At 36.2% G+C, this 23,882-nt stretch carries 20 protein-coding genes; 6 read left to right on the top strand and 14 right to left on the bottom strand.

Annotated elements, in window-relative coordinates; all coding sequences use genetic code 11:
• Positions 1–148: 148 nt before the first annotated feature.
• A complete protein-coding gene (locus JOE44_RS06210; RefSeq protein ID WP_209784806.1) occupies positions 149–724 on the top strand; it encodes a hypothetical protein in 576 nt (191 codons plus the stop codon).
• Positions 725–979: 255 nt separating this feature from the next.
• On the opposite strand, the gene JOE44_RS06205 is transcribed toward JOE44_RS06210, so the two are convergent.
• From JOE44_RS06205 to JOE44_RS06165, 9 genes are all read right to left on the bottom strand, one after another.
• Positions 980–2,314, bottom strand: a complete 1,335-nt coding sequence (locus tag JOE44_RS06205; RefSeq protein WP_209784805.1) for a hypothetical protein — start codon at positions 2,312–2,314, stop codon at positions 980–982.
• Positions 2,315–3,035: 721 nt separating this feature from the next.
• On the bottom strand, positions 3,036–3,266 hold the full coding sequence (locus tag JOE44_RS06200; protein WP_209784804.1) for a hypothetical protein: 231 nt from the start codon (positions 3,264–3,266) through the stop codon (positions 3,036–3,038).
• Between the two features lie 859 nt (positions 3,267–4,125).
• Positions 4,126–5,484, bottom strand: coding sequence for a M20/M25/M40 family metallo-hydrolase (locus tag JOE44_RS06195; RefSeq protein ID WP_209784803.1), 1,359 nt, complete (start codon positions 5,482–5,484; stop codon positions 4,126–4,128).
• Positions 5,485–5,487: 3 nt separating this feature from the next.
• Positions 5,488–6,846 carry a M20/M25/M40 family metallo-hydrolase gene (locus tag JOE44_RS06190; RefSeq protein ID WP_209784802.1) on the bottom strand — a complete coding sequence of 453 codons (1,359 nt, stop codon included), beginning with the start codon at positions 6,844–6,846 and terminating at the stop codon, positions 5,488–5,490.
• 2 nt (positions 6,847–6,848) lie between these two features.
• Positions 6,849–8,252, bottom strand: coding sequence for a M28 family peptidase (locus JOE44_RS06185; RefSeq protein WP_209784801.1), 1,404 nt, complete (start codon positions 8,250–8,252; stop codon positions 6,849–6,851).
• A gap of 54 nt (positions 8,253–8,306) precedes the next feature.
• Positions 8,307–9,551 carry a DUF1015 domain-containing protein gene (locus JOE44_RS06180; protein WP_209784800.1) on the bottom strand — a complete coding sequence of 415 codons (1,245 nt, stop codon included), beginning with the start codon at positions 9,549–9,551 and terminating at the stop codon, positions 8,307–8,309.
• A gap of 2 nt (positions 9,552–9,553) precedes the next feature.
• Entirely contained in the window at positions 9,554–10,519 is a 966-nt protein-coding gene (locus tag JOE44_RS06175; protein WP_209784799.1) for a D-2-hydroxyacid dehydrogenase, read from the bottom strand.
• Between the two features lie 113 nt (positions 10,520–10,632).
• Positions 10,633–11,697: a 3-phosphoserine/phosphohydroxythreonine transaminase gene (serC, locus tag JOE44_RS06170; protein WP_209784798.1), complete on the bottom strand. Its 1,065-nt coding sequence runs from the start codon at positions 11,695–11,697 to the stop codon at positions 10,633–10,635.
• A 111-nt stretch (positions 11,698–11,808) separates the two neighbouring features.
• On the bottom strand, positions 11,809–12,159 hold the full coding sequence (locus tag JOE44_RS06165) for a 4Fe-4S dicluster domain-containing protein (protein ID WP_105682647.1): 351 nt from the start codon (positions 12,157–12,159) through the stop codon (positions 11,809–11,811).
• Between the two features lie 59 nt (positions 12,160–12,218).
• On the opposite strand from JOE44_RS06165, the gene JOE44_RS06160 reads away from it, so the two are divergent.
• Genes JOE44_RS06160 through JOE44_RS06150 form a run of 3 tightly spaced genes read left to right on the top strand, consistent with a single transcriptional unit; the run spans position 12,219 to position 14,460 of the window.
• A complete protein-coding gene (locus JOE44_RS06160; protein WP_209784797.1) occupies positions 12,219–13,253 on the top strand; it encodes an acyl-CoA reductase in 1,035 nt (344 codons plus the stop codon).
• A 47-nt stretch (positions 13,254–13,300) separates the two neighbouring features.
• Positions 13,301–13,738: a peptidylprolyl isomerase gene (locus tag JOE44_RS06155; RefSeq protein ID WP_245169720.1), complete on the top strand. Its 438-nt coding sequence runs from the start codon at positions 13,301–13,303 to the stop codon at positions 13,736–13,738.
• A gap of 32 nt (positions 13,739–13,770) precedes the next feature.
• On the top strand, positions 13,771–14,460 hold the full coding sequence (locus JOE44_RS06150) for a Bax inhibitor-1 family protein (protein ID WP_209784795.1): 690 nt from the start codon (positions 13,771–13,773) through the stop codon (positions 14,458–14,460).
• A 1,437-nt stretch (positions 14,461–15,897) separates the two neighbouring features.
• Here the strand turns inward: JOE44_RS06150 and JOE44_RS06145 are convergent.
• From JOE44_RS06145 to JOE44_RS06125, 5 genes are all read right to left on the bottom strand, one after another.
• Positions 15,898–16,146, bottom strand: a complete 249-nt coding sequence (locus JOE44_RS06145) for a hypothetical protein (RefSeq protein ID WP_123939986.1) — start codon at positions 16,144–16,146, stop codon at positions 15,898–15,900.
• Positions 16,146–16,454 (bottom strand): thioredoxin family protein, encoded by a 309-nt coding sequence (locus tag JOE44_RS06140; protein WP_105682642.1) that lies wholly within the window; start codon positions 16,452–16,454, stop codon positions 16,146–16,148. Before JOE44_RS06140 ends, JOE44_RS06145 begins: the two co-directional genes overlap by 1 nt.
• A 124-nt stretch (positions 16,455–16,578) precedes the next feature.
• Positions 16,579–17,211, bottom strand: coding sequence for a peroxiredoxin (locus JOE44_RS06135; protein WP_047098363.1), 633 nt, complete (start codon positions 17,209–17,211; stop codon positions 16,579–16,581).
• Between the two features lie 147 nt (positions 17,212–17,358).
• Positions 17,359–20,298: a M16 family metallopeptidase gene (locus JOE44_RS06130; protein ID WP_209784794.1), complete on the bottom strand. Its 2,940-nt coding sequence runs from the start codon at positions 20,296–20,298 to the stop codon at positions 17,359–17,361.
• A gap of 33 nt (positions 20,299–20,331) precedes the next feature.
• Positions 20,332–21,525, bottom strand: a complete 1,194-nt coding sequence (locus JOE44_RS06125) for a pyridoxal phosphate-dependent aminotransferase (protein WP_209784793.1) — start codon at positions 21,523–21,525, stop codon at positions 20,332–20,334.
• A 233-nt stretch (positions 21,526–21,758) separates the two neighbouring features.
• Between JOE44_RS06125 and JOE44_RS06120 the strand changes: the two genes are divergently transcribed.
• Positions 21,759–23,096, top strand: coding sequence for a M20/M25/M40 family metallo-hydrolase (locus JOE44_RS06120; RefSeq protein WP_209784792.1), 1,338 nt, complete (start codon positions 21,759–21,761; stop codon positions 23,094–23,096).
• Between the two features lie 98 nt (positions 23,097–23,194).
• A complete protein-coding gene (gene rsmG / locus JOE44_RS06115) occupies positions 23,195–23,830 on the top strand; it encodes a 16S rRNA (guanine(527)-N(7))-methyltransferase RsmG (RefSeq protein WP_105682638.1) in 636 nt (211 codons plus the stop codon).
• The last annotated feature ends 52 nt before the right edge of the window (positions 23,831–23,882 follow it).

Here is a 23,882-nt window from a genome sequence, read left to right as displayed (position 1 = left end):
ATGAAGCCGTCCCGATAAGGACGGCTTTTTTAGTTTAAATATATTCTGTAACGATCTGCATATATGTTGCGACCTATTTTAATATCTGGAAAGTTTAATAATTTTTCTCATGAGAAGTAATCTTAAAATTTGTAACAACTATTAGATAATGAAAACCAAATCACTTCTGTTTCTTTTTGTTCTGCTGTCGATGATGACTTTTTCGCAGACCAAGGCAAATCCTGACGATGCTGCGATAAAAAAGTCACTTACTTATTTTGTAAACAGTATTCAATCTAAACAGATAGATCAGGCGGTAAGCTGTATATATCCAAAATTCTTTACCATCATTTCAAAAGAGCAGATGACACAGATTTTGAATATGACTTACAATAATCCATTCATGAAAATTGAAGTACAGGATTTCAAGTTCGGAAATATTGAAAAACCTGAACTCATTACAGGGGAATATTTTTCTATTACTCATTATTTTTTGAAACTGAAATGTAATGTCAGTTCATTAAATGATGATATGAAAAAGAAAATGAGCAGCGCTTTAACCGCTAAGTATGGCGCAAATAATGTAAAATATTTAGCCAATGAAAGTTCATATCTCATCAACGCCACTATGAAAGCCTGTGCGGTTTCAAAAGATAGAAAGACTTGGAAATTTGTCGTTCTTGAAAAGGAATATAAAAAAGAACTGGTGAAAATCTTACCAAAGAAAGTTCTTGATAAATTTTAAAGAAGCTAAGCAATAAGCATCAACTTTTATTGTAAATTATTGATTCCGATAGCAATGTCTTACGGAGAAAGAGAAGCAGGAGGAGTGATCCCCGCCAAATTTCTGGTTAGTTTTCGATGTTGAGCTTGCAAAAGTAAAATAACCCATTGATGATACAAAATAGGCTCCCTATCAGGCAGCCTATTTTATTGTGTCTTAATTAAATTAAAATTTTGTACTTCAATTAAGTTATTATAATGTATTTAATTACAATTTCTATAGGGGTGTATAGATAATATGCATAAATGCAGCACTTTGTGTATAATTGAATGTACCCCCTGTTCTTGTTGAGCAATAAATTACATCTCCGGCATTGAGTAATTTGACATAGGTTCCTCCAGATGAAACCATTCCTCCAAGTAGATGGGTTCCTGGAAAAACCCATGTCGGTGAGCCTGCGCTAATATATAAGGTGTATAAAGCTTTACTATTTGTATTTTCAAGTTTTACCCCTGCTACAATCTGATATATTCCTGCTTTTGCCACTGTGTATGTATTATTTGCTGAATTCCAGGTACCTGCGTTGGGTTTATTAATATTAACTGAACTGAATACAACCTTATTATCAGCCCCATTTCCTGACAGGGAAGCAGAAAGAGGCGAGTTTTGCTCCGCATGAAAGATGCTTTCAGGAATCTTTAATGAGCCCATAAAGTTATCGGGATTAATCTGTGAAATAGCCCCACCTCCATCTGCTACTACAATTCCGTAATTAGCAGCACTATTGACATAATCTATTTTATGGATTCTCACATTACCATTTACATCCAAGGTACGATCTGGAGTATTAGTATTAATCCCTACATTTCCATTAGGAATAATACTTACTCTGGAAGCGTTATTACTGGTCAGATTTAATGTATTGGCAGTAGTGGTCCCTATAAATGCAGATCCTCCTCCGATGTAAGTTTTCAGATTGACAGATCCATTATTATGACTGATTCCAAAGCTATTATCCGGTGTTTGTACAGTCAGTTTAGTATCTGGATTGGCAGTACCTACCCCAAAGCGGTGATTAGCAGCATCCACAGAAATAGTGCTTCCATCCACAGAAAAAGCATTGATTTTGTTACCCGTAAAAGTTAAAGTATTTGAACCCTGTGTTACAGTCCTGTTTCTGGTAAGGCTGCCGTCTGCAGTATAAATATTTGCTGAGGCAGCCCCAGTGTCGCTGGCAGTAGATCTCCACGATGAATTGGTAAAAACGAATTCCTGTATTTTACCATTAGGAATAGTAGTACCGTTTAAGGTAGCCCCAAACCCACCTGTTGTATTGTTATAGACAATCAAACGCTGGCCGGCATTAGGCGCATTAGGCGCAGAAATAGCCACTGTTGCTGTAGCAGCTCCTGTAAGTTGTACCTGGCTCACATTACTTGGGATGGTAGCTGCATTACCAGTCACAGCCAAACTACTTTCACGGGTAGTGATTGCTCCGTTTATATCCAGCGTTGTTCCCGGATTGGATGTATTAATACCTACATTCCCTTTTTGGGCATAGACTGACAGGTTTACCAATAGTAAACCTACTAATAATTTTTTCGAAATCATAATATGTGTTTTTAATTTTTCTCCAATAGGAGAGTTATTTTTTTATATGCAAATATCCTTGTTTTTTTAGTTTGTGGCCAAAAAAACACATACATCAAATATACATCATTCGCTGTTCAGCGGCCATTTGGGCTAATATTGTTAAAAATTCAGGTTTTTAAACCCTTGTTTAATATTGAAATGCTTTTTTATGCATCTATTGAACATTTCAACTTCCCTTAAATTATAAGTAATCCCATCAAAACAGATCTGTGAAAATGTAAATTTCATTTTTAAAGAAGTATGATAAAAGAATCCTTTCATGTTATAATTAAAAAGGATCTCAAAAAAATGCCTGGAAAATATAGCTGCTCTGATGGCAATACCAGAGATTGAATTTTACTTACGGACTGTAAAAGAAATCTGATTTATTTCTGAATGTGAAATATGCCATATCCTCTTAGGGGAGAGGAAGTTTTATCATACAAAGATTATCATGGGGTGGAAAAACGCTGACTTATCTATGATTTATGGAAAACAACTCCATTTAAGTTGCTTTGGATTTAATTTTCTCTGAAATTTTTGTGTGATTTTTCACCTATGAAAAGAGGAAATGAATAGTGAGATATTTCTTATCTATAAATAAAATAAGGATCGGGATATTTTATTCTGATCAGACATAAAAAAAACTATCCCAAAGGATAGTTTTTCAGTAAAAATAAATTGAAAGTTATATGTTTTGTTATTTTTTCTTCATACTTGTTCCAGCTAAGGAACTGATGAATACTAGGCCAAACCCGATATAGGCGGCAAATGCCGTCAGGTATATAATTAAGCTGTTAAAGCTTGGCTTTAGGGCGTATACCAACACTGAAAATGCAGCAAAACTTAATACCAGCAATAGGCTCCATATATGCAATTTTGCAGCATCTTCATTTCTCTTAAAAATCATTTCAAAAAAGGCTCTCATCATTACTAACATTTTAAGGGTTATACAATTAATTAAAAAATAAAGGCGTACTCATCACGGTAAAAAGAATAAATTCCTTTACTGGGCTAAGGTTCACGATGACTTTGCCATTTATTTATATCGTTATACCGGGCTGAAAGTCCGGGAAATTTTTGTTTTTTGAATCAATAAAGATTCTTTGCTATTGTGATACCAGTTAGATACGGGGTGCAAAATTGCTGTGAAAAACTAACGGGGGTTAATTAATCACGAACCCGTATCTTGTACGGCATCGTAGAAAAAAAAGGATTCATATACTAGATATGAAATTGAATCAGTGGAAAAACTGAAAATCCACAGAAAACCTCTTTTCTCATCCTTAGTGTTTTTTTAATTTTTTCTCAATGTTTTACATGCTAATATCATGCCAAAGTTATATATTCGCGATCAACACTTTGTTTCACGGGATTGATAGAACCTGTGCTGAAGCATATTTTTATCTGTTATTTCCTTAAACAAAGAAAAATTTTCCGTTTTTCCTGCTTGGTAATTTGAAACGTAGAAAATATTACGGTGAAAATTTTTTATATATTTCTAATACGATCAGAAAAGTTTAGAAATGAAGATGGAGGTTTATTTAAAGTAAAACAGACTAAGTACGTTTCTATTAAATTTGTATTATCTGTGAAATCATTTGTGGCATTTGTGTTTAATCTTAAAACCACTAATAACACTAATATCTTTACACTAATTTCACAAATAGAAAAAGTAAAAATTATTGATAAAAAATATAGGTATACAGACTAAATTTCGTTCCTATTGAATCTAAGAGTTATGTACTATTAAAAAAAGAAAAACCGCCTTTACAGACGGTTTCAGGTTTTTACCAGTTTTTATCAATCATATAAATAATCTGTGTCAAAGCTGTGGCGCCCAATAAAAGCTCTCTTCGGTTCACTTTTTCAAAAGTATCTTCTTCAGTGTGGTGAATATCGAAGTAGCGTTGAGAATCCGGCATCAATTCAGCTGCAGGAATGCCCATGTCGTGAAGGGGATAGAGATCCGTTCCTGAAAAGCGCTCTTCAAAATTGTAAACTCCGTAAGGAAGGAATAGGTTTGACCAGCTTTTGATCTGGTTTCTTTTGGTATCATCCATATCCAGAGCAATACCTCTTGGTGCAAAGCCTCCGGCATCTGTTTCGATGGCAAAAAGATGTTTTTCATTCTTCTCTTTTACCGTTTTACCATATTGTATTCCGCCTTTTACACCGTTTTCTTCATTGGCGAAACATACCACTCTGATGGTGTGGTTATTTTGTAATCCTAACTTTTTAAAAGTTCGTAATACTTCAATGCTCTGAACAATTCCGGCACCGTCATCATGTGCTCCTTCACCTACATCCCAGGAATCAAGATGTCCGCCTACCACAATAACGCTTTGGTCTTTTTTACCTGTGATTTCTCCGATTACCGAGTGGGAAAGTTTTTCTCCTTTCATTCCACAGTTGGAATTAAGTTTAGCCATTATTTTCTGGCCTTTCAATAAGGCTTCCAGTTCATCTGCAGTAGTGCTTCCGATGGCTACGGCTGGTATTTTGGAAACTTTATCTTCATAGCGCATTGCTCCGGTGTGTGGAACATCGTCAAAGGCTGAAGAAAGTGATCTGATGATGGCAAATTTTCCCCCTTTTTTTGCTGTTAGTGAAGCTGCTGTCGTTCTGTATTTTGCAGCGTCACCGTATCCTTTGAAAGTCTCTATGAATGACTGGCTGAAAGGGTAGTTGAAGAACACAATTTTATCTTTTACTTTTTCAGCAGGAAGTTTATCGTATTCTTCCATAGATTTTACCATAATGATTTCTCCCGAAATATCTTTTCCTCCGGTTCCTTCAGAATTTCCAAGAGAAAGCATTTTCAGACTTTTCCATTTTCCGTTAGAAGCCTGGATGTGCAGGGATTCTTTTCCCCTTACCCATACCGGAACCATTACTTCCTGAAGCCATACTTTATCAGCTCCGGCATCACGAAGTTTCTGTTCTGCCCATTTTACGGACTTTTCATAGGCTTCAGAACCGCTTAAACGGTGGCCTATATTTTTTGTAAGCTCTCTGAGCTCTGTATATCCTTTTCCGTTGTTCAGGATTTCTGTGGAGATCTTCCTGAACTGGATGGAGTCTTCTTTAGACTGGCCAAAAGCAGCCATTCCAAAAAGCAATAATGAAGTTCCTAGTATCTTTTTCATTGTTTACCAATTTTTATCAATCATATAAATAAGTTGTGTCATTACCGCAGAACCCAATAAAAGCTCTCTTCGGTTGACTTTTTCAAAAGTGTCTTCTTCCGTGTGGTGAATATCGAAATAACGCTGTGGATCGGGTACCAGCTCAGCCGTGGGTACTCCCATTTCGTGGAGCGGAGCAATATCTGATCCGGAATATTTACCTTCAAAGTTGTACACTCCATAAGGTAGAAACAGGCTGACCCAGCTTTTGATCTGATTTCTCTGAGTTTCATTCATTTCCAGAGAAATTCCTCGTGGTGAGAATCCTCCTGCGTCTGATTCTATGGCAAAAAGATGTTTCTCATTGTTTTCTTTGGCAAATTTACCATATTGTTTGCCGCCTTTTGTTCCATTTTCTTCATTGGCAAAACAAACTGCACGGATGGTATGATTATTCTGAATTCCTAATTTTTTAAAGGTTCTTAATACTTCAATACTCTGTACAATTCCGGCACCGTCATCATGAGCGCCTTCGCCCACATCCCAGGAATCCAGGTGTCCACCGACAACAATTACGTCTTGATCTTTTTTGCCTGTGATTTCTCCGATCACGGAGTGGGAGCGTTTTTCCCCTTTCATTCCACAATTGGAATTGAGTTTAGCAGTGACTTTCTGATTTTTCAAAAGAACTTCCAGCTCATCAGCAGTGGTATTTCCTATAGTGACGGCCGGTATTTTTGAAGTATTCTCTTCATAGCGCATGTTTCCTGTATGAGGAACATCATCGAAAGCAGAAGAAAGCGACCGGATGATGGCAAATTTACCTCCTTTTTGAGCGGTCAATGAAGCCGCTGTTCTTCTGTAAGGACTTGCGTCACGGTAAGAAATAAATGTCTGTACATTTTCCTGATGAAAAGGATAGTTGAAAAATACAATTTTACCCTTTACTTTTTCTGCGGGAAGCTGATCATATTCTTCCAGTGATTTCACCATAATAATATCACCGGAGAGATCTTTTCCTCCGGTTCCTTCAGAATTTCCAAGGGAAAGCATTTTCAGACTTTTCCATTTTCCGTTAGAGGTTTGAATGTGCAGTGATTCTTTTCCTCTTACCCAAACCGGAATCATCACTTCCTGAAGCCATACTTTATCAGCTCCGGCATCACGAAGTTTCTGAGCTGCCCATTGTACTGATTTTTCATAGGCTTCAGAACCACTTAGGCGATGTCCGATATTTTTGGTGAGTTCTTTCAGTTCATTGTATCCTTTACCATTGTTCAGAATTTCAGTGGAAATCTTTTTGAATTGGATAGAATCTTCTGTAGACTGGCCAAAAGCAGCCATTCCAAAAAGCAATAATGAGGTTCCTAATATCTTTTTCATTGTTACCAGTTTTTATCAACCATAAAAATCATCTGTGTCATTGCCACTGCTCCGAGAAGAAGCTCTCTTTTGTTCACTTTGTCGAAAGTATCCTGTTCGGAATGATGGTAGTCGAAATATCTTTGGGTGTCTACAACAAGCTCAGCTAAAGGAATATCGAGTTTTTTTAAAGGTGAAATATCCTGAATAGCCTCTGTTTGGTCAAAATCATAAACCCCGTAAGGAAGAAAATATTCTTTCCATGGAAAAACCAATCTTCTTCTTTGAGGTGACATGTCTAACGAAAACCCTCGTGGAGAATAACCTCCGGCATCTGTTCCTAGGGCAAATACATGTTTTTCGTCTTTCTTTTTTACATAAGCAGCATACATTTCACGGCCTTGTCCTCCGTTTTCACTGTTGGCATACAAGACCACGCGGATGGTATGGTTATTTTCATATCCAAGTGCTTTTAGCGTTCTTAACACTTCAATACACTGCACAACGCCTGTTCCATCATCAATTGCACCTTCGCCAAAATCCCATGAATCAAGCTGAGCACCTAAAACGATTACTTTAGAATCTTTTTTGCCGCCAATTTCAGCAATAATATTGGGATTTGTTGTATCTCCTTTTGATTCGGCGGTCATGTTGATTTTAGCCGTGACTTTTTGTTTTTTTATTATTTTTTCCAGCTCATCTGCAGATTTTACCCCAATTGATAAAGCCGGAATTTTAATTTTATCATCTGGTTCGTAGTAAATCATTTTTGCATGAGGAGTGTCATCATTAGCGGTTGTTAATGATCGTATAATTAATGCTTTTGCGCCTGTTTTAGCAATAACGGAAGCCGAAATTAATTTTGATTTTGCCGTCAGTAAATAGGAATCACTGGTATTGATAATTTTCGGATCCATAGGTACATTTACGAAAACTATTTTGTCTTTTAACTGGCCTATTGACATTGCGTTCAGTTCTGAAGTGGAATTGATTAAAACAATTTCACCTACGAGATCTTTTCCGCCTGTTCCTTCAGAATTTCCAAAGGACAGCATTCTGATATTTTTCCAGTCTCCGTTTTCTGATTTTATCTGTAAAGATTCTTTTCCTCTGATCCAGACAGGAGCTTTGGCTTCTTGCCTCCAGATCATATTAATACCAATTTCCTTGAATTTTTTTTCTGCCCATTCCGCAGCCTTTGCATAGCCTGGAGTTGCACTGAAACGCGATCCTATTCCTTTGGTAAGTTCTCCGAGGTTATCATAAGCCTTACCATTGGTCATAATTTCATCTGAAATTTTTCTGAACTCATCATGATAATTGAATTTGGCAACAGTACCTTTTTTTGCAGGATTTTTTTGTGGCTTTTTCTGAGAAAATAAAAATCCACTCAAAAAGAGTGGAAGTATAATGAATATTTTTTTCATTTTTTATTTACTTATCTTTTCCGTTGATAAAAGTAGGGAAAAATTAGTAATTTATTAAGGTTTCATGTCGTACATTAACAGGGCTGTAATCAACTTGGGCTCAATGAATGTACATTTCGGAGGCATACTTAATTTTAAGTCTGAAATTTTAATCATATCATTAAAACTTACAGGATAAATTCCGAAACCTACTTTTCCTTCACCGCTGTCTACTTTTTCTTTTAAAAGGTTGATCCCGTTGATATTGGAAGTTCCTTTTACATAAGAAATAAGCTCAGAGCTATCCGGATCTTCAATTTTCAGGATGTTTTTGAAAATATATTTGTCCAGAAGATGGTGATCCAGATTGTCAAGAGACATTTCTTTGGAACGAAGATCGTGCTTCACGTGAAGAGAGTAGAACTTCCCATCCATATACATTGAAATATGGAATTTCTGAGAAGGGTAGTATGATGTTTCTCCTTTTTCGTGAATAAGGAAATATTTATCAAGTTCCTTCAGGAAGTCTTCGGGAGCGATGCCATTCAGGTCATGTAAGATTCTGTTATAATCATGAATCTTAATCGACTGATTGGAGACAATAAAGCTGTATACAAAGTTGTAAAGCTCTGTACCATTATGCTTTTTGTTTTTCTCCTTGTGGTATTTGGCGTTTATAGCTGTGGAACCAATTCTGTGGTGACCGTCTGCAATATAGAATGAATCAATCTGATCGATTACTTCTTTAAACTGCTGCAGCTTCAGACGGTTGTCTATTCTCCATATTTTGTGTCTGATCCCAATAGAATCCACATGATTGAAGATAGGAACATTTTTTTCCTCATGGTTCATCAGCAATTCAATTTTTGAATTGGCAGGGTAGGTAAGAAGTACAGGTTCTGCCTGAAGATTTACTTTTTCAAGGTAATGCGCCAGTTTCTCCTTTTTCTGAGGAATGGTACTTTCATGTCTTTTGATTTTTCCACTCCAGAAATCTTCGATGCTAGCTAATCCCAGAAGTCCTCTGAACACCTGTTTGTTTGGATAGATCTGCTCATAAAGATAATAGGCAGAGTTGTCCTGGACCAATTTCTTTTCGTCCAGAAGTTCTTCAAATGTAGAACGAATCTTTCGCAGGTTCCGGTCAATATCTTTAGATTTACTTACAACATAGGGTTTAATCATATTGATGTAAGTATTTTCAACTTGAGCTTTCTCTGCAATCTCTTCCTGGGTGAAATTATCCAGTGGATGGGTAGGGAAAGTACTCTCAAAGTCTCTATGAGGTCTTATTCCACGGAAAGGTTTAAAAACAGGCATATTTATCTTATAGTTTCTTTTTGTAGCTTAATAATTTGTTCTGCAAGTTCGATACCGATTTTTTCTTGCGCATCCACTGTGTTGCCGCCTACATGAGGAGATAGTGATAATGCGGGATTCATCAGTAAAGGGAGTTCCGGATTGGGTTCGTTTTCAAAAACATCCAAAGCGGCTCCGGCTATTTTTCCTGACTCGATAAAATCAATCAATGTCACTTCATTGATGACACCTCCTCTTGCAGTATTTACAATATAGACTCCATCTTTCATTTTTTCAAACTGAGGGGTGTCTATAATATACTCGTTCGTTTTCGGCGTATTGATACTGATGAAATCTGCATCTTTAAGGAATGCATCCATATCATTGGTGGAAGTGATTTCAAAGTTTACCGATTGTCCATCGAAGAAATTCAGCGTAAGAAGTTCTGTCTTAGGGCTTCTTGTCAGAACGGTTACTTTCATTCCTAAAGCAATTCCTATTTTGATGACTTCCTGGCCAATACTTCCAAAGCCGATTACTCCTAATGTTTTTCCTGAAAGTTCATACGCATTGCTGAATGACTTTTTCATGGCGTTGAAATGAGTTTCTCCTTCCAAAGGCATGAGTCTGTTCGATTCGTGAAGGAATCTTGCCAGTGAAATGAAATGTCCGAAAACCAATTCTGCCACTGATTTTGATGATGCTGTAGGCGTATTGATTATTTTAATGCCTTTGCTTTTGGCATATTCCACATCAATATTGTCCATTCCGATACCGCCTCTTCCGATAATTTTAAGGTTCGGGCATGCATCAATCAGATCCTGTCTCACTTTCGTTGCACTTCTTACCAGAAGAACATCCACATTATTATCGTTGATAAAATTAATAACGTGATCCTGAGCCACTCTATTGTCCAGAATTTCAATTCCGGCTTCTTTTAGAGCATTTTCTCCTGCTTTTGAAATTCCGTCGTTTGCTAAAACTTTCATGAGTTATTTTATTACAGATTTTAGATTGAAGATGTCAGAAGCTAGATTTTGAGGTCTGTTATCCGACATCTGTTGTCTGATATCTTTTTATTTTTTCGGTCGCCTAATATAAGCTATTTTATTGACTTCATTACATCCACCAAAACCTGTACACTTTCAATAGGTAAGGCATTGTATAAGCTTGCTCTGTATCCGCCTAAGCTTCTGTGTCCGTTTAATCCACTGATACCTGCAGCTTTCCATGCATTGTCAAATTCTTCTTTCTTGCTTTCATCTGTAATTTTGAAAGAAACATTCATCAATGAACGGTCTTCTTTTACGCAGAAAGTTTCAAATAACGGATTGCTGTCAATTTCATCATATAAAAGCTTGGCTTTGGCTTCGTTTCTCTGTTCTGCAGCAGCAATTCCTCCGTTTTTTTCAAGATATTGAAGGGTAAGTAAAGAAGCGTATACAGGGAATACCGGTGGAGTATTGTACATAGATTCTTTAGCGATGTGCTGAGAATAATCCAGGATAGAAAACATATTTTCTCTTCCTGTTTTACCAAGGATTTCTTTTTTAATCACTACCAAAGTAACTCCTGCAGGTCCCATATTCTTTTGAGCGCCGGCATAGATCAGATCAAATTTAGAGAAATCCAGTTGTCTTGAGAAAATATCAGAACTCATATCACATACCATCAGCGTATCCACTTCAGGGAAAGATTTCATTTGAGTTCCGTAGATTGTGTTGTTGGAAGTACAGTGGAAATAATCATATTCTGCACCTACCGTATAGTCTTTAGGAATAAAAGAATAGTTTTCTTCTTTTGAAGAGCCTACTACATCTACCGTTCCTACTTTTTTTGCTTCTTTGATGGCTCCGGCTGCCCATGTTCCTGTATCCAGGTAAGCTGCTTTGCCACCTACTTTCATCAGGTTGTAAGGAACCATTGCAAACTGCAGGCTGGCACCTCCTCCTAAATAAAGTACTTCATAATCATCACCAAGATTCATCAATCTTTTTACAATGGCACGCGCTTCATCCATTACAGCAACGAAATCCTTGCTTCTGTGGGAGATTTCAAGAAGAGACAATCCAATACCGTTAAAGTCCAGGATAGCCTGTGCTGATTTTTCAAATACCTCTTGAGGTAAAATACATGGTCCTGCGCTGAAGTTGTGCTTTTTGTTCATATTTTATTTTTTTTGATGCTTCCGGATTTTACATTCCTTCTGCTTTATTTTTGGTTAAATGAGAGTTTGGGTCAAAAAAAGCCGCCTCACAGATCATGAGACGGAATTTTTTTATTCGCCGTGTAAGAATGCTTTTTTATTAAGAAGAGCATCTTCTGATTCTACGTGATCCTCGTCAGGTACGCAGCAGTCCACAGGACATACAGCAGCACACTGAGGTTCTTCGTGGAATCCTTTACATTCTGTACATTTATCAGTTACAATGAAGTATACGTCATCACTTACAGGTTCCTGTGGAGCGTTGGCATCTACAGTAAGTCCCGACGGCATCGTAATAGTACCTTGAAGAGCCGTTCCGTCAGAAGCTTTCCAATCTACAGCTCCTTCATATATTGCATTATTTGGACATTCCGGTTCACAAGCCCCGCAGTTAATGCATTCATCAGTTATTTTAATAGCCATCGCTAATTTTTTTTAAATTTGCACAAAATTACAAAATATTCCCCAATTTTAAAGTAATTATGAATACCGAAAATCAAGTTTTAGGACTTATTAAATTAAGTGATTATATAAAAGCGTTTTTAGCGAAGAAACCGGAAGATCACAATGAAGATGATGTTGATATTGAATTATTGTTAAAAAGATCTGAAATAGAGAATCCGTGGTTTACCATTGATAATCAGAAATTTGCTTTACAGCAATGGACGGATCTTTTGACTGAAGAGAATATCAAAAACTGGCTTGGAAATTATTCCATCTCTAAAATTTCAAAAAGAGTTGGACTTATTTTAGCCGGAAATATCCCTTTGGTAGGGTTTCACGATGTGATTTCTGTTGTTTTGAGCAATCATATTCCTGTGATTAAGCTGTCTTCAAAGGATAAGTATATGATTCCGTTTTTATTAAAGAAATGGAGAGTATTTTCTAATGAAAATGTAACTTTTGAATTTGTAGAAAAATTAGAAAATTTCGATGCCGTTATTGCTACAGGAAGTAACAATACTGCGAGATATCTTGAATATTATTTTAAAAATCATTTAAGTATTATCCGCAAAAACAGAACTTCTGTTGCTGTACTGAAGGGTGATGAAACGAATGAGGAACTGCAGTTATTAGCAAAAGATATTTTTCAGTATTTTGGACTAGGATGCAGAAATGTAACGAGAGTTTTTATTCCGAAAGATTTTGTGATTGACAGACTGTTTGAAAGCTTCTTAGGTTTCCAAGATATTATCAATCATAATAAATATGCCAACAATTATGACTATAACCGAGCTGTTTATCTTTTAAATCAGGATAAATTCTGGGATAATAATTTTGTGATGCTGAAAGAAGATGATAAACTGTTCAGCCCACTTTCTGTAATTAATTTCAGCAGATATGAATCTTTGGATGATGTAAAAGCTTTTATTGCAGAAAATGAAGAAAATATTCAATGTGTAGTAGCAAAAGAAGAGGCAGGATTGAATGCAATAGCTTTTGGTGAAGCACAAAATCCAGGCCTGGATACCTACGCTGATAACGTAGATACAATGAAATTTTTAGAACTGGTCTGATTTTCGTATATTCCATCACTTATTTCACCAGAACAAAAATGAATACTATGAGAAAATTATTGCTCGGACTTGCTCTTGTAGGTGGACAGTTGATTTTTGCACAGAAAGTAACGGGTGCAAAGGTTGAAAATAGTCCCAAAAAAGAGCAGCAGGCCAGTATAAGTAAGGAAAAGATCAGTTTGTATAACGATAACTTCCTTAAGTTTATTGATGCTTTACAGGCTTCTGACCGTAAGACGATTGATGAATTGCTTTCTGAGAAAGTGAAGGAAATTGTAACGGATAATGTTCTTAAAAAAGTTAAAGATGGCATTGATCCCAATAAAAAGCTTGAAATCTTAAAAGCAGGATATTACAAGACAATGGATGGCTTGAATCATCCGAGTATTAAATATAAATACGTAGGAGAATCATCTTCCAAAGAGGCTATTACAGCTGTATTTGAAGATGATGGAAAGATTTTAGGAGTATTGCCTGCGAAATAAACTTATTTTCGATTAAATAAAAAATATTAACTATGATGACAGATGTTTTAGTCGCTCATTCTTCGGATGTGGAGAAAGCGAATTTTTACAAGAAGACGTATTTGCATGTTGCTTTATCGATTCTTGCTTTTATTGGAGTTGAAACGATATTATTAAAAACTGTTCCGGCAGAACTGATTGCAATGATGTTCGGTCAGAGGTATATCTGGTTGCTGATCATTGGAGTTTTCTGGTTAGCTTCTGTTTTGGCTTCAAAATGGTCTCTTTCACAGAGTAAATCCACTCAGTATCTGGGATTAGGATTTTATATCTTGCTGGAAGCAGTTATCTTTATGCCTCTGCTTTTTATTGCAACAAATATTGAAGGGGGAGCTAATGTGATTTTCCAGGCTGCTACCTTAACAATTGCTATGTTTGCGGGTATTTCAGCAGTAGCATTTACCTCTAAAAGAGACTTTTCTTTCTTAAGAAATATCATTGTAATCGGAGGATTTATTTCAATCGGACTGATTGTTGGAGGAATGATCTTTGGTTTTAACCTTGGGCTGTGGTTTTCAGTAGGAATGGTAATCCTTGCTTCGGCTACCATTTTATATCAGACCAGTAAACTGAAAGATTCATATGGTACCAACCAATATGTTGGAGCAGCCTTGCAGCTTTTTGCTTCCATTATGCTTTTGTTCTGGTATATCCTAAATATTCTGATGAGCAGAAGAAACTAATTGATAAGTTATTTTAGCTTTTAAATAATAGTCCCGGTGAATTTTCATCGGGATTTTTTTATACAGATATTTTTAAACACAAATGGCACAAATGATTTTCACGGATAACACAAATTTAATAGGAATGGACTTTAGTCTCTTTGCTTTAAATAAACCCTCATCAATGGCTTTCGCCGGAACTTTATAACAACGGATTTCACTGATTGATATTGATAATTGTGTATGTTTTGATGGATAAATTTCACATCTTCTATTTGTGAAATTAGTGCAAAGATATTAGTGTTATTAGTGGTTTTTAAGATTAAACACAAATGGCACAAATGATTTCACGGATAACACAAATTTAATAGGAATGGGCTTTAGTCTCTTTACTTTAAATAAAGCCTCATCAATGGCTTTCGCCGGAACTTTATAACAACGGATTTCACTGATTGATATTGATAATTGTGTATGTTTTGATGGATAAATTTCACATCTTCTATTTGTGAAATTAGTGCAAAGATATTAGTGTTATTAGTGGTTTTTAAGATTAAACACAAATGGCACAAATGCTTTCACGGATAACACAAATTTAATAGGAATGGACTTTAGTCTCTTTACTTTAAATAAAGCCTCATCAATGGCTTTCGCCGGAACTTTATAACAACGGATTTAACTGATTGATATTGATAATTGTGTATGTTTTGATGGATAAATTTCACATCTTCTATTTGTGAAATTAGTGCAAAGATATTAGTGTTATTAGTGGTTTTTAAGATTAAACACAAATGGCACAAATGCTTTCACGGATAACACAAATTTAATAGGAATGGACTTTAGTCTCTTTACTTTAAATAAAGCCTCATCAATGGCTTTCGCCGGAACTTATAAGTATCCCACAAATTCCACAGATTGACACGGATGCTTGTGTATATTTATTTTTGTTATTTGTGAAAGAATATTTGTGTTACTTGTGGTTTTGAAAAATCAAATACAAAGTTCGCAAATGTTTTCACGAATAACATGAATTCAATAAGATCAATAGGAGTGAGCTTCAGCCCGTTTTATATTGTATAGATATCTTCCAACGGCTTTAGCCAAAACTTATAAGTATTCTGCTGATTTCAAAGATTAACACAAACGATTGCATGTTATTTTGATGAATGGATTGGTAATATTCTATTGGTGATATTTGTGAAAATCATTTGTATTATTAGTGGTTTCAGAAGTAAACCCAAAAAATCCTGATGAAAATATCACCGGGATTTTAATTGGTTATTCTTGACGGATTTTCATACAACTTCCAGCCTCATGTGACGGATTAAGGTCCTTTGAAGTACATTTTAGTTGAAATAAAAAATTCTTAAAGAATAGAAAAAAGTATAGTAATGAGGAAAACCTCAGGTATTGTATAGTTTGTGTTTTTGCAGTCTTTTGATTAAGGATAATTGAAAGATGTTATTTGTCGATTGATCCTAAAACCTTTTGAGCAAAAGAGTTTAAAGCATCTTTTTCACTCATTCCGCTTTGTACATTAGCGTGAACTTCTAAAGCTCCGCAGATGTTGGTAATCAATTCTCCTGCAACATTTAAGTCTTCTTCGCTTGTTCCTCTGAATTCACAGAAGCTTTCCAGTACTTCTAATGTTTTTTCAAGATTTTCAGGAGTCTGATTCTGATAAAACTGTCTGATTACGGGTAATTTCATTATGCTAATTCGTTAAAAAGGTTAATTAAACTTTCTGCTTGGTTAGATTGAACCTGGTTGACCAATTCTCCGTTTTTAAAGATGGCGAAAGTAGGTAAGTTGTCTACTTTTGCTAATTTTCTGCTTTCAGGAAGCTTCTCAGCATCTACATATAAAAATGGAATAGTGTCATTTTCAGAGGCTAATTTTTTGAATTTTGGCTTCATGATTCTGCAGTTTCCGCACCATGTTGCGCCATATTGAACAACTACTTTTTCGTTGTCGTTAACTATATTTTGTAATGTATCTTCGGTTAATTCTGTGTACATAAGTTTATTTTTAAAAAATAAACAATGTAACAATCTAAAAATTGACCAATCTAACAATTCAAAAAAAGACTTTTAAAATTGTTATACTGTTAGATTGTTACATTGTTGTATTTAAATTAAGATATTAATTTTTTGCTAAGTATTCTGCTGTAGAAGTTCTGTCAGCTTTCATAGCGTCTTTTCCTTCTTCCCAGTTTGCAGGGCATACTTCACCGTGTTTTTGAACGTGCGTGTAAGCGTCAATTAATCTTAAGAATTCTTTTACGTTTCTTCCTAGAGGCATATCGTTTACCGCTTCGTGGAAGATTTTTCCAGTTTCATCGATAAGGTAAGTCGCTCTGTAAGTTACGTTAGACCCTGTGAAAACTTCTTCTCCTTCTTCATTGTATTCGAAATCCTGATCAACAATTCCTAACGTGTTAGCCAATTGTCTGTGAGTATCTGCTAAAAGTGGGTAAGTTACTCCTTCAATTCCTCCGTTATCTTTTGGTGTGTTCAGCCATGCGAAGTGTACTTCGTTAGTATCACAAGATGCACCGATTACTTTAGTGTTTCTTTTTTCGAATTCACCTAAAGCCTCCTGGAAAGCGTGAAGCTCAGTAGGGCATACGAAAGTGAAATCTTTAGGGTACCAGAATAAAAGAACTTTTTGCTGGTTGTTTACTGCTTCATCAAGGATGTTGATTCTTAGATCGTCACCCATTTCAGACATTGCGTCGATTGTTAAATTTGGGAATTTTTTTCCTACTAAAGACATAATTTTCTGTTTTTATATTTAAATTTCTTATGCAAATATATAAAAGATTCATCTATCGAACAAACAAATATCGATAAATAAAATCTATAATTGTTTTTGGTGTGTTGTGAAATAAAAAAGCCCTGATATCAGGGCTTTTTGTTTATTTTAATAACCAAATATTTCAGTTAAATTAAGTTTTTTTACTTCGCCTAATTTATGCATATCTGCTTCATTCACTTTGTCTTGAGAAGCAACAAGGCAGTAGGTGTAGTTCTTGTTTTTCATTTCCTTATCATGGAAAGAATTGATATCTGTAAAAGACAATTTCGGTGCCTGTTCATAGACATTCTTTCTCATATCAAAATTGTTTCCAAGTCTTTGGGATTTCAGATAAGAGAAGATGATTCCGTCCTGAGTAATTCTTTCAGAAGCAATTGATTTTTTCAATCCGCTTTTCGCTGTTTCGAATAACTGTTCAGATTTTGGAAGAGTAGTCAAAAGCTCGTTCATTGCTGTTGTAGACTCATTGAATTTGTCTGCCTGTGTTCCTACATAAGCCATTACCATATCCTTGTCTGTTTTTTTGCTTGGAAGGGCAAAATAAGAATACGTAGAATAAGCCAGCGCTTTTGATTCTCTGATCGTCTGGAAAACAATCGATCCCATTCCGCCTCCGAAATAGTTATTGAATAAACTTACGGTAGGAGTAGTAGAAGGGTTGTATGAGTCAGAGTTTCTTACCCAGAACACTTCAGCCTGTACCATGTCATAATGAGCAAATAATACTTTATTCTTATCAGTCGGGATCTGGGCAAAAGTTTTAGACTTAGGAAGATTTTTCAGGGTTGCAGGAAGTTTGTGAACAGGTTTCAGAGCTGCCACTACTTCGTTTCCTGATTTTGGACCATAGTATAATACTTTATGTTTGAAATTAAACAAGTCATGAAGAACATTGATCAGATCGTCTGCTTTTAATGCATCAAGCTCTGCATCGCTCAACACATTATTGAAAGGATTCTGAGCGCCATACTGTGCGTAGCTTCTCAATCCGGACATAATTACTCCTTTATTCTGTTTTGCGTTGGCTCTGGCTTTCTTCAATCTCACTTTGTAAGCATCAAGAGCAGCCTGGTCTGCCTGACAGTTTTTAATCAAATCTTCAAATAAAGCAATCGTTTTACCGAAGTTTTCATTTAAACCTTCCAGTGATACATAAGTTTCTTCATTTCCTGCACTCACATTGAAACTTGAGGCAAGTTTGTAGAATTCCTTACTGATGATTTCGGAAGATTTATCTTTGGTTCCTAAATACTGAAGATATTCTGCTGCCAATGGAAGGATTTTGTTGTTCCATTTTCCTGAATCAAAATGATAATACATTCTGAACAGGGCGTTGTCTGTATTTTTTACAGAAAGTACGTCCACATCAGCCAATTTGTTTTTAGCGATGTCTTTATCATAATTTAACCATACCGGAGCGATAGGGTTTTCAGGCATTTCGTCAATTTTTTTCAAGAAAGGAGACTGATCTTCTCTGTTAACGGAAACCGGTGTGATCGTTGGTTTGTCCACTTTTACAATACTTTTGTCTTCTCCTTTTCTTTTATAAACTGCAACGTAGTTATTGTTCTGCAGATATTTGGATACGAAATCCATGATATCCTTTTTCGTAAGTTTTGAAATTTCATCAACATATTCCAACGATGCTTTGTGGTCAACATCTGAAGTGAATTCATCCATCAGAATACTTGCTCTTGACGAATATTTTTCATCTTTCTGGATAATCCCTTTCTTTTCATTGTTCACGATGGATTGAATCAGATCATCGGAAAATTCTCCTTTTCTTAATTTATCAATTTCCTGAAGAAGAAGGTTCTTTACTTCGTCCAAAGACTGTCCTTCAGTTGGTTTTCCTTGTAAAAGTAAAACTGAATAATCCTTTAAAGCATAAGACCCTGCGTAAGCACCGAGTAATTTTTGTTTTTTTACCAGATCAAGATCGATCAATCCGGCCTGTCCGTTGGTCAACATATTTCCAACAAGATTCAGCATTCTTGCATCTTTGGTAGACGCTCCCGGAAATCTGAAACCAAGCATTACGTTTTCAGGATTAGGACCTACCACTTCTTTTGTAATGGGAGCTGTAATTGGTTTTTCCTGTCCTACTTTATATTCAGGGATTGTCTTAGGCTTCATGTACGAGAAAGCCTTATCAATCTTTGCAATTACTTCATCCGGATTAAAATCTCCGGACATAATGATTCCCATGTTGTTGGGAACATAATAATTGTTATAATATTCTCTGATAGCATGCAGAGAAGGATTTTTTAAATGTTCTATCGTTCCGATAGTTGTTTGTTTTCCGTAATTGTTGTTAGGGAAAAGGTTGGCAAACATGGTATCAAAAACTTTATCTCCGTCGTCATCAAGAGATCTGTTTTTTTCTTCATATACAGCTTCAAGCTCTGTGTGGAAGAGTCTCAGAACAGGTTCTCTGAATCTTTCAGCCTGTACAGCAAGGAACTTGTCAAGAACGTTGGATGGTACGTCTTCTGTATACACCGTTTGTTCAAAAGAGGTAAAGGCGTTGGTTCCGTCAGCTCCCATACCAGCCATCATTTTATCGTATTCATTTGCAATTGCAAATTTGGCAGCTTCTCCTGAAACCCTGTCGATTTCTTTGTAGATTTCTTTTCTTTTGGCTTCGTCCTTAGTCTGGTTGTACTTTTCGTAAAGAGCGTCAATCTGGTCCAAAAGAGGCTTTTCTTTGGCCCAGTCTTTAGATCCGAACTGATTCGTTCCTTTGAAAAGCATATGTTCCAGATAATGGGCAAGACCGGTGTGGTCTGCTGGATCAGTTTTACTTCCTGCTTTCGTTGCAATATACGTTTGAATTCTCGGGTCCTTATTGGTAGGGCTCAAAATAACCGTTAATCCGTTTTTTAAGGTGTAATACCTTGCGGAAGTAGGGTCATTGGTTACGAATTTGTACTTGTAGCCGTTAGAAGTAGCTTCTTTCCACTGGAAATCCTGGCCAAAAGCGTATCCTGCAAAACTTGCAGCGGCAATGCTTGTAGCGATGGTTAGTTTTTTTAACAGATTCATTGCTGTCGTGTTTTATTTTTGATTATTAGTTTGTTAATTGAATTTCTCCAATAAGTTTTTAATTCGTTTCATAGCCTCTCTTAAGTCTTCCTCAGAAGCAGCGTAAGAGAATCTGATACATTCAGGGCTTCCGAAAGAGAATCCACCCACACAGCCTACATGAGCGTTTTCCAGAAGGAACATTGCAAAATCATCAGAGTTTTTAATTTCTGTTCCATCCAGGGTTTTTCCAATATAATGTGAAATATCCGGGAAGAAATAGAAGGCAGCCTTTGGAAGCACCACCTTGAATCCTGGAATTTCTTTGATTAAATCATAGACAATATCCCTTCTTTTTTTGAAAGCATCAATCATATATCTGTATTCGGAAGGGTCTGTTTTAAGGGCAACAATAGAGGCTCTCTGTGCCACTGTATTAGCTCCGCTGGTCATCTGTCCCTGTACTTTTTCACAAGCTTTTGCCAGCCATTCCGGGCATGCAGAGTATCCGATTCTCCATCCGGTCATAGCAAATGCTTTTGACATTCCGTTGATTACGGCAGTCTGTTCATAAACTTCAGGAAACTGAGCGATAGATGTGGTTTTAGTTTCGTAATTGATATATTCATAAATCTCATCGGAAATTACCGTTATCTGAGGATATTTGGCAATCACTTTTGCAATGGATTTTAATTCGTCATACGTGTAGTATCCTCCTGAAGGATTACATGGTGAGCTGAAAAGTACAGCTTTTGTCTTTTCTGTAATAGCTTCTTCCAGCTGTTCTGCGGTCACTTTAAAATCAGTAATATAAGAGGTAGGGAGCATCACGGAAGTTCCACCCATCATTTTTACCATTTCATCATAGCTTACCCAATATGGAGCGGGAAGAAGAACTTCATCACCATCATTGATAATGGCTGCCAGAACATTTATAATAGCCTGTTTTGCTCCATTTGAAACACAGATCTGCGTAGGTTTGTATTCCAGGTTATTATCTCTTTTTAATTTATAAGCAATAGCCTCACGCAATTCCAGAAATCCGGGAACAGGAGAATAGTGGCTGTAATTTTGATTGATAGCATCGAAAGCGGCCTGTTTGATATTGTCCGGAACGTCAAAATCCGGTTCGCCAAGAGTTAAACTGATCACATCTATTCCGCTGGCTTTCATTTCTCTGGCTTTGTTTGACATTACAAATGTCTGGGAGTATCCTAATCTTTTTACTCTATCTGAAAGTTTGTCCATTGTATTTTTTTGAATTTTAACAAATATATAATAAAAACGTCTTGTGAGGATAATAAAAGTGGGGTTGCTTTGAAGATTTTTGTCAGGTTTTAACCAAATTTATCCTGTTTCGAAATCATTATATCCTTTTTGGGCAGTTGGGTAAATATTAATTGGTAAAGAGTATAATCAAAATAAAAAAATACTTCTTAACTTTTGGGTTTTGTATCTTTAAACAATCTAAGACCTATCCAATGAAATACTCTGTTTTTTTACTACTGATCTCATGTTCTGTTTTTTCTCAGCGGCTTTCAAAAGATGTTGAAGTGAAAAAATATGTCACTCAGGTGAATGAAGACTCCCTAAAATCTTATATCGGTAAACTGGTGAGTTTTGGAACCAGGCATACTTTAAGTGCGACAGATGATCCCAAACAGGGGATAGGAGCTGCAAGAAACTGGGTGATTAAAAAATTCAAGGATTACGCCAAAAATTCCGGAGGCAGAATGGAAGTATACCTTCAGCAGGAAGATATTCAGCCGGACGGAAGGAGAATTGATCAAACAGTTAATCTTGGGAATGCAGTTGCTTTTCTGAAAGGAACCGATCCGAACGATAAAAGAATTTTCCTGATCGGAGGACATCTGGATTCAAGGGTAACGGATGTCATGAACAGAACTTCAGCAGCGCCAGGAGCTAATGATGACGGCAGTGGAGTAAGCGCTGTTATAGAATCTGCCAGAATATTGAGCAGATCTTCTTTTCCGGCATCCATTATTTTTGTGGCATTTTCCGGTGAAGAGCAATCATTATTGGGTTCCAGACAGCTGGCGGAAAAAATAAAAAGAGAAAATCTGCAGCTGGAAGCTGTCCTGAATAATGATATGATTGGTAATCCCAAAGCGGGTGAAACAGGAGAAATCAATACCCGGACACTTCGCGTATTCAGTGAAGGGATGCCTTACAAAGATCTGGATAAAAAAGCAATGACAATCAGGAATCTTGGTTTTGAAAATGATAGCGAATCCAGACAGCTGGCAAGATATATCAAAGAAATCACAGAACAATATGTTAAAGGACTTGAAATAAAACTGATCTACCGGAATGACAGATTTTTGCGTGGAGGCGATCATACCAGCTTTGTCAATAATGGATTTCCTTCTGTAAGACTTACCGAATATTATGAAAATTATGATCATCAGCATCAGGATATCAGAGTGGAAAATAATAAACAATATGGTGATCTTCCGGAATTTATAGATTTTAAATATCTGAAGAAAAATATTTCTGCCAATATAGCGGTCTTGGCCAACCTTGCAAAATCCACTTCAAAACCTGAGAAGGTAGAAATGGATGTTAAAGAATTGACTAATTCCACAACGCTTCACTGGGAAAAGCCGGCATCCGGAACGCCAATGGGATATTATGTACTGGCCCGGGAGACGGATAGTGCGGTATGGCAGAAAAAAATATTTACAACAGGACTTTCTATTAAAGTTCCTTTATCGAAGGATAATTATATTTTTGCTGTACAGACCATCAGCGGGTCTGGAAACCTCGGTGTGCCTGTAATTCCGGGAATTGCGAAATGATGGATTTTGCAGAAAAGTGGAATAGACGGCCGGATCAGGAAAAGTAGATTTGAATACAAGAGAAATAAAACTTATTTTTGCGGTTTATAATAATTCACATGTCTGCATCGTTACTATTAAAATATTTCCCGGATCTTACTGAAAAACAGAAAGAACAGTTTTCTCAATTGGAAAATCTGTATCATGAATGGAATGAAAAGATCAACGTAATTTCCAGAAAAGATATGGAGTCGCTGTATGAAAAACATATTCTGCACTCTTTGGGAATTGCAAAAGTGATGGAGTTTGCTCCCGGAACTAAAGTTTTGGATATCGGAACCGGAGGAGGTTTTCCCGGAATTCCTTTAGCGATTCTGTTTCCTGAGACCACATTCACTTTGATTGATTCTATTGGTAAGAAAATCAGTGTGGTACAGGCTGTAGCGGATGGAGTAGGATTAACCAATGTAACGGCTATTCATGGAAGAGCTGAGAAACTGAAAGAAAAATTCCACTTTGTTGTCAGCAGAGCGGTGACCCAGATGCCGGAATTCCTAAGATGGCTGAAAGGAAAGTTTGAAAAAGAACAGTTTAACCCTAAACATAACGGGATTTTATATTTAAAAGGTGGTGATCTTGCAGAAGAACTGGCTGGAATTAAATGTGAAATTTTCAATCTTAAACACTATTTTGATGAAGAATTTTTTGATACTAAAAAAGTAGTTTATGTATCAAAAGGTAATTTTAATTCCTGATTTTTATGTAAATAAGGAATAATTTTTGCTAAATATTGGTTAATAATCAGAA

Source organism: Chryseobacterium sp. PvR013 (genome assembly GCF_017833095.1).
In the GTDB taxonomy this organism is placed as follows: domain Bacteria; phylum Bacteroidota; class Bacteroidia; order Flavobacteriales; family Weeksellaceae; genus Chryseobacterium; species Chryseobacterium culicis_A.
This window is presented reverse-complemented; position numbering and strand designations above follow the sequence as displayed.